6 protein-coding genes are annotated in these 5,051 nt (G+C 65.6%); 5 read left to right on the top strand and 1 reads right to left on the bottom strand.

Features of this window, described 5'->3' with window-relative positions; translation table 11 throughout:
• The 3 genes from ACLP25_RS09625 to ACLP25_RS09615 form a co-directional block, all read left to right on the top strand.
• On the top strand, nucleotides 1-852 hold an 852-nt coding region (locus tag ACLP25_RS09625), incomplete at its 5' end, for a transposase (RefSeq protein WP_442468979.1).
• A 361-nt stretch (nucleotides 853-1,213) separates the two neighbouring features.
• Nucleotides 1,214-1,399 (top strand): hypothetical protein, encoded by a 186-nt coding sequence (locus tag ACLP25_RS09620; protein WP_442468978.1) that lies wholly within the window; start codon nucleotides 1,214-1,216, stop codon nucleotides 1,397-1,399.
• A 166-nt stretch (nucleotides 1,400-1,565) separates the two neighbouring features.
• On the top strand, nucleotides 1,566-2,270 hold the full coding sequence (locus tag ACLP25_RS09615) for an MgtC/SapB family protein (protein ID WP_442468977.1): 705 nt from the start codon (nucleotides 1,566-1,568) through the stop codon (nucleotides 2,268-2,270).
• A gap of 106 nt (nucleotides 2,271-2,376) precedes the next feature.
• On the opposite strand, the gene ACLP25_RS09610 is transcribed toward ACLP25_RS09615, so the two are convergent.
• Nucleotides 2,377-3,591: an adenylate/guanylate cyclase domain-containing protein gene (locus ACLP25_RS09610; protein WP_442468976.1), complete on the bottom strand. Its 1,215-nt coding sequence runs from the start codon at nucleotides 3,589-3,591 to the stop codon at nucleotides 2,377-2,379.
• A gap of 718 nt (nucleotides 3,592-4,309) precedes the next feature.
• Here ACLP25_RS09610 and ACLP25_RS09605 point away from each other — a divergent pair.
• Together ACLP25_RS09605 and ACLP25_RS09600 are read left to right on the top strand one after the other, a co-directional pair.
• The gene (locus ACLP25_RS09605) at nucleotides 4,310-4,621 is read left to right on the top strand and encodes a hypothetical protein (RefSeq protein ID WP_442468975.1); all 312 of its coding nucleotides are present in this window, start codon (nucleotides 4,310-4,312) and stop codon (nucleotides 4,619-4,621) included.
• Between the two features lie 123 nt (nucleotides 4,622-4,744).
• Nucleotides 4,745-5,051, top strand: a 307-nt coding sequence (locus ACLP25_RS09600; RefSeq protein ID WP_442468974.1) for a ProQ/FINO family protein, incomplete at its 3' end; no start/stop codon positions are given.

Below are 5,051 nucleotides of genomic sequence, written 5' to 3'. Positions count from 1 at the left end.
GTCGTGGTCGAGCTGCGCGAATGGTCGCGCATCGCCGACGAGCTCGGCTTCGAACGCATTCGCCTGGCCAACCGCCTGGGGGAGCAGCTTTGGCGCTATTTTCCGGCGCTCCTCGAACTCGAGGACGACTGCGGCGCCGAGTGGCTGCTCGACTTCCTCGTCATCGTCCCGACGCCGGCCAAGGCCGCCCGGCTGCGCGAAGCCAGGGTCGCCCAGTTCCTCAAAGAGCAGCGCATTCGTCGCTTCGACGCCGCCGCGATCCTGAAAGCCGTGCGCGCGACGCCGCCGACGCTCGCGCCCGGAACCGTCGAGGCCGCCAGCGCCCACGTCGCCTCGATCATCCCCCATCTGAAACTCGTCAATCGCCAGATCAGGGAGGCCGACCGCAAGATCGCCGCGCTCATCGACAGCCTCGCGGCGAGTCAGGAGAGCGAGCCGGGGCAGGAAAAGCAGCATGACGCGGCGATCCTCGCATCCTTGCCGGGAGTGGGAAGGACCGTCCTCGCCACGCTGCTCGCCGAAGCCTCGGAGCCTCTGCAACGGCGAGATTACCCCGCCTTGCGAAGTTTGGGAGGGGTCGCGCCGGTGACCAAGCGGTCCGGAAAGAGCTGCATCGTCGTGCGCCGCCAAGCCTGCAACAATCGCCTCGCCAACGCACTTTATCACTGGGCGCGCGTCGCCGTGCAGCACGATCCGAAAAGCCGAGCAAAATACGCCGACTTGCGCAAGCGCGGCCATTCTCATGGCCGAGCCCTCCGCTCCGTCGCCGACCGGAATCTCAATGTCGCCTGCGCAATGCTCAGAACCAGCACGCTATTCGACCCCTCCCTCGCCGCCCAAAACGCCGCTTGAAAAACGGTGGGGAGTCCCCCCCCCGGGCCACAGCCCGACCTCGAACCCAGCAAAATCAGCAAGGGAGCGCGGCCGGGCGAATTCGACATATTTTGCTTTTTTGCAGTTGACAGACGCGGGACCGAGGCTCATTTGCGCTCGCGACGGCGACTCTTCTGCGCCGCCGACGATTTCCTCAACCGTTGAAAGACAGATGGGCAGTACCGGCTGGAGCGGCCGGGGAACGCGTTTCTCCCCCGCTCGACATCATCATCATCGGTCGCAGGCCGGAGCCTGCGCTCGGGCCGTCCCGTCGGTTTAGGCCGCCTCTTCGCCTCGCACTCCGGCCCCAGACCTCAAGAACTGGGAATGGAGGCGAGCCATGAACACGCTCACCGAAAACCGCGATCCCGTTGTGGTCGCCTTCCGCCGCCGGCGGCGGGGGTTGCAAGCGCTTGCTTGCAACTGGCGCGTCAACCGGACGACCGGCAAACTCTATTGTGTGTGGAGCGCGCCGACGGGCGGCCGCAAGCTGGCTGCGGCGGTGCCGCTGCCATACGCGGGTTAGAGGAGGCCTCGAATGTCTCGAGGCCCAAGTCGGCCCGCCGGCCCGGCAAAAAGCCGGGCGGCGCGTAGAGCCCTTCCCGGAACTTCGAACTTTTGCGAGTCGAGCGGCGTGCGGGTGTGAAGCTGAAGGCCAATCGCCCCGCGCTTCGGCGCCGAGGAGACGTGTCATGACCATGCAGCTTGCACAGGCCGGATTGAACCTGGTCGTGGCTGGGGCCCTCGGGGCCGCAATCGGTCTCGAGCGACAATGGCGCCAGCGTTTGGCGGGCCTGAGGACCAGTACGCTGGTAGCGCTTGGCGCAGCGATCTTCGTGACCTACTCGCGCATCGTCCTGGATGACCAGGGCTCAGCGCGCATCGCGGCGCAGGTCGTCTCCGGGATCGGCTTTCTCGGCGCCGGCGTCATCTTCAAGGAAGGCCTCAACGTCCGGGGGCTCAACACCGCGGCGACGCTCTGGTGCTCCGCGGCGGTCGGTCTCATCGCCGGTGAGGGCTTTGCGCTCTTCGGCCTTCTCGCGGCGGCGCTGGTCATTTGCGCCAACACGGCGCTGAGGCCGATCGTGCGCGCCATCAACCGTCAGCCGTTCGACACGCCCGAGGAGGAGCAGCACTATCTCGTCACGATCAGTTGCCGGGCGGCCGTCGCTCCCGAAGTGCGGTCCGCGCTTGTTCATCAGATCGCCGATGTGCCGGAGATCCATTTCAGCCAAGTCGATACCGCCTCCAGCGAGGAAAGCGGTCGCGTCGACGTGACCGCGATCGTGACCTCGCAAAAGAGACGGGAGCTATTGCTCGAGGCGATTGTCGCGAGACTCAGTCAACTCGACGGCGTCACGCACGCGTCGTGGCGATTGAACCGGCAAACCGACTAAAGGGTCGAAGAGGCGCCTTCAGCGCCGCGGAATTTCCCTCTGAAGCAAATTCCCGCGGCGGTTCCGGTCGCGAAGCCTCCGGACGAAACCGTTGTCCGCTGCGCTCTTAGGCGAGCCGCCAGACCGTGACCCGCTCGGCGTAGCCGCGCACGGAGACGGGTCCGAGCGGGAGAGCGTCTCCGATGGCGTCGCCTGCCGCCTCGCGCACGGCGTCCGAGACGATGAGCTCCGAGCCCACCTCTTTGTTGAGGCTCTCGAGGCGTGACGCCAGGTTCACCGTGTCGCCGACCACGGTATATTCCTTGCGCTGCAGCGTGCCGACGGTTCCGGCGACCGCCTGGCCAATGTGAATGCCGATGCCGAGGCGGATCGGCCAGACATTGCCGACATTGCTTGCGTCGACCGCGCTCAGCATTTCGCGCGCCGCCGCGACGGCGTTCACGGCCTCCAGAGGATCATCGATCGGCGCGCCGAAGATGGCGAGCAGCCCGTCGCCCAAAAACTTGTTCACGATGCCGTTGTGCCGATCGACGATGTCGACCAGGATCTCGAAAACGGCGTCGAGGCGAGCGACAACCTCGGCCGGCGTGCGGCTGCGCGCCACTTCCGTGAATCCCCGAATGTCGACGAACATGACGCATACCCGCCTCATTTCGCTGAGCTCGGCGGCGCCGATGGCGAGCAGCCGCTCGACCACCCGCGGCGAGACGTGCTGGCCGAACAGGTTGGTCACTCGGTCGCGGGCGGACGCGGCCGCGAGCGCCCGCTCGAAGTGGCTCTTGATCGTGACGCCGACGGAGCCGGCCAGCACACCGGCTCCGAGAAGGACTGCGCTGCGAGCCAGATGATAGGCGATGCTGAAGTTCGGGTCGTCGGTGCGCCAGGCGAGGTGCAGCGTCACATAGGCGAGGGCAAAGAGCTCGACCGCCGCGACCGCTCCGGTGAAGGCCGAAAGCGCAAAATCGAGCCGCAGGGTCGAAAGAATGATGAAGACAAAATAGAGCAGCGCAGGCCATGTGCTGAAGACGATGGGCGCCGAGAGATACCCGGTGAGGAGATAGAGCAGCAAAGTTGGAAAGCTGGTCTCGACTAGGGCGTTCACATAGCGACCGGGGAGAGGAAATCTTCGACCGCGACGGATGAGGAAGGTGAGCAGGCCAGCCGCCAGCAGCTCGTAGGCAATGAAAGCCGAGAAGGCCGCCAACGCAGCGCGCACCGGGAGTCGATCATGATAGATCGACCTTACGAAGCCGGGCGCGAAAGTGACCGAGAGCAGGATCAGGGCGATAATGACAGCCGCGACTGCGGCCAGGCTCAGCATCCGCCGCCGCTCGCTGATGAGGATCTCCCGGTTCAAGTGCTGCCGGAACGTGGCGCCGGCAGGGTCAGGGGGTTCGCGCCTCGCCGTCCTTTCGCGGCGGATCATAGAACGCGTCAGGAGCGTGCGTCGTGAGTGCGGCCATGTCCGCTTGCCGCCTCGGGGCCGGAACGGATCCATGCGCGGCCTCCGCCTGAGCCCAAGCACACGCTGAGATCCCAAGGCTCGCGGCCCATAGCGAGGCCGTGAAGGCGGAGCGGGGTACCGCAGGGGTATGCCGAGGCTATCGTGGGTGACGGAGTTGACAACGTGAACCAGCGGAGTGCGCGGCGGGGGCTTGTAAACGTACAGTTGGTCCGCTATGTGCCTCGCCGCGCCATACTAATGGCGTTCATCCTCAAAGTTCTTGGTGGGACTAGAGGATTCAGCGATGCCACCCGAGTTGGACGGCGGGTGGATAAGCGCCGTCCTGGCGACAGGGCGGGGAGTAAAGGTTCCCGGCCCACTGTGATGTGGAGAGCTGCGCCTCTCGGGATCACATGGCGGTCCAGCCGAAGGCCGTTCTTTAGGCGGCCATGGCCTTCGTATGCCATCGTGGCATATCGTAGGACATAGGCAAATCAGGGCTCCCCAAGGGTCGAGAAGCCTCGGCCTGGTACCTCACCAAGCGAACCCCAAAGTTCGTTTGACGCTGGCTTGAAGCCGGCGGGTGAGGTCTGTCGTGCATCACAATGCCCTTCCGAGGATTCCGCGGCCGCGCGCCATCGCCGGCAAGTATTGGTTCGTCAGCAGCGAAGCTGACGCCCTCATCAGAGAGCGCGCCGGGCTTCCCCCCGCGCCGGTCGACAAGAACGCGCCGGTCGCGTTGATCAAGGTCGCGACGCTCGCCCAGCGCCTCGACGTTCATCCCAAAACAGTAAAAAGGTGGGTCCGGGAAGCCTATGGCGACCCCGCCAACGCCGAAATCGTTGAAGCGCTGGCTCGCCGGGCGTCCTTCGGCCCGAAGCGCCAGCGCACGCTCGCCGACGTCTGAAGGGTGGACCAAAATGAAGCGGGTCCCGGACACAGCCCCGAGACCCGCGTAAAGCATGCGTCATCACCCGGCGCGTCTTTACAACAAGCTGCCCTAGCGGTCGAGGCTGCCGACCGGACCTGGTTGAAAGGCGTCTTAGAGACGCTGAGCATCCTTCGCGAGTGGTTTCCGCTCGCGTTCGCGGCTGGGCGACTCCGCCCGTTCAAGGTCGGTATCGACAAGGACATCGCCGAACGGGCGCCGGCGATCACAGACCGCGAGCGCGCCAGAGCGCTGCGCTACCACACCAGGAGCGACCGCTATCTCAGGTCGATGCGTCCTGGAGCGCCGCGCGTTGACCTCGACGGCAATGAGGTCGGCGCGGTCACGGACGACGAGGCGGCTCACGCCAAGGCCATCCTCGACCGGCGCAGGGCGAAGAAGGCGGCAA

Source organism: Roseiarcus sp. (genome assembly GCF_052145395.1).
GTDB lineage: Bacteria > Pseudomonadota > Alphaproteobacteria > Rhizobiales > Beijerinckiaceae > Roseiarcus.
The sequence above is the reverse complement of the archived record's forward strand: the minus strand, read 5'-3'. Positions and strand labels throughout refer to the sequence as shown.

Excerpts from the sequence above, each read along its gene's own strand:
- ACLP25_RS09615 (WP_442468977.1), top strand. The coding sequence starts at position 1,566 with ATGACCATGCAGCTTGCACAGGCCGGATTGAACCTGGTCGTGGCTGGG.
- ACLP25_RS09620 (WP_442468978.1), top strand. The coding sequence starts at position 1,214 with ATGAACACGCTCACCGAAAACCGCGATCCCGTTGTGGTCGCCTTCCGC.
- ACLP25_RS09610 (WP_442468976.1), bottom strand. The coding sequence starts at position 3,591 with ATGCTGAGCCTGGCCGCAGTCGCGGCTGTCATTATCGCCCTGATCCTG.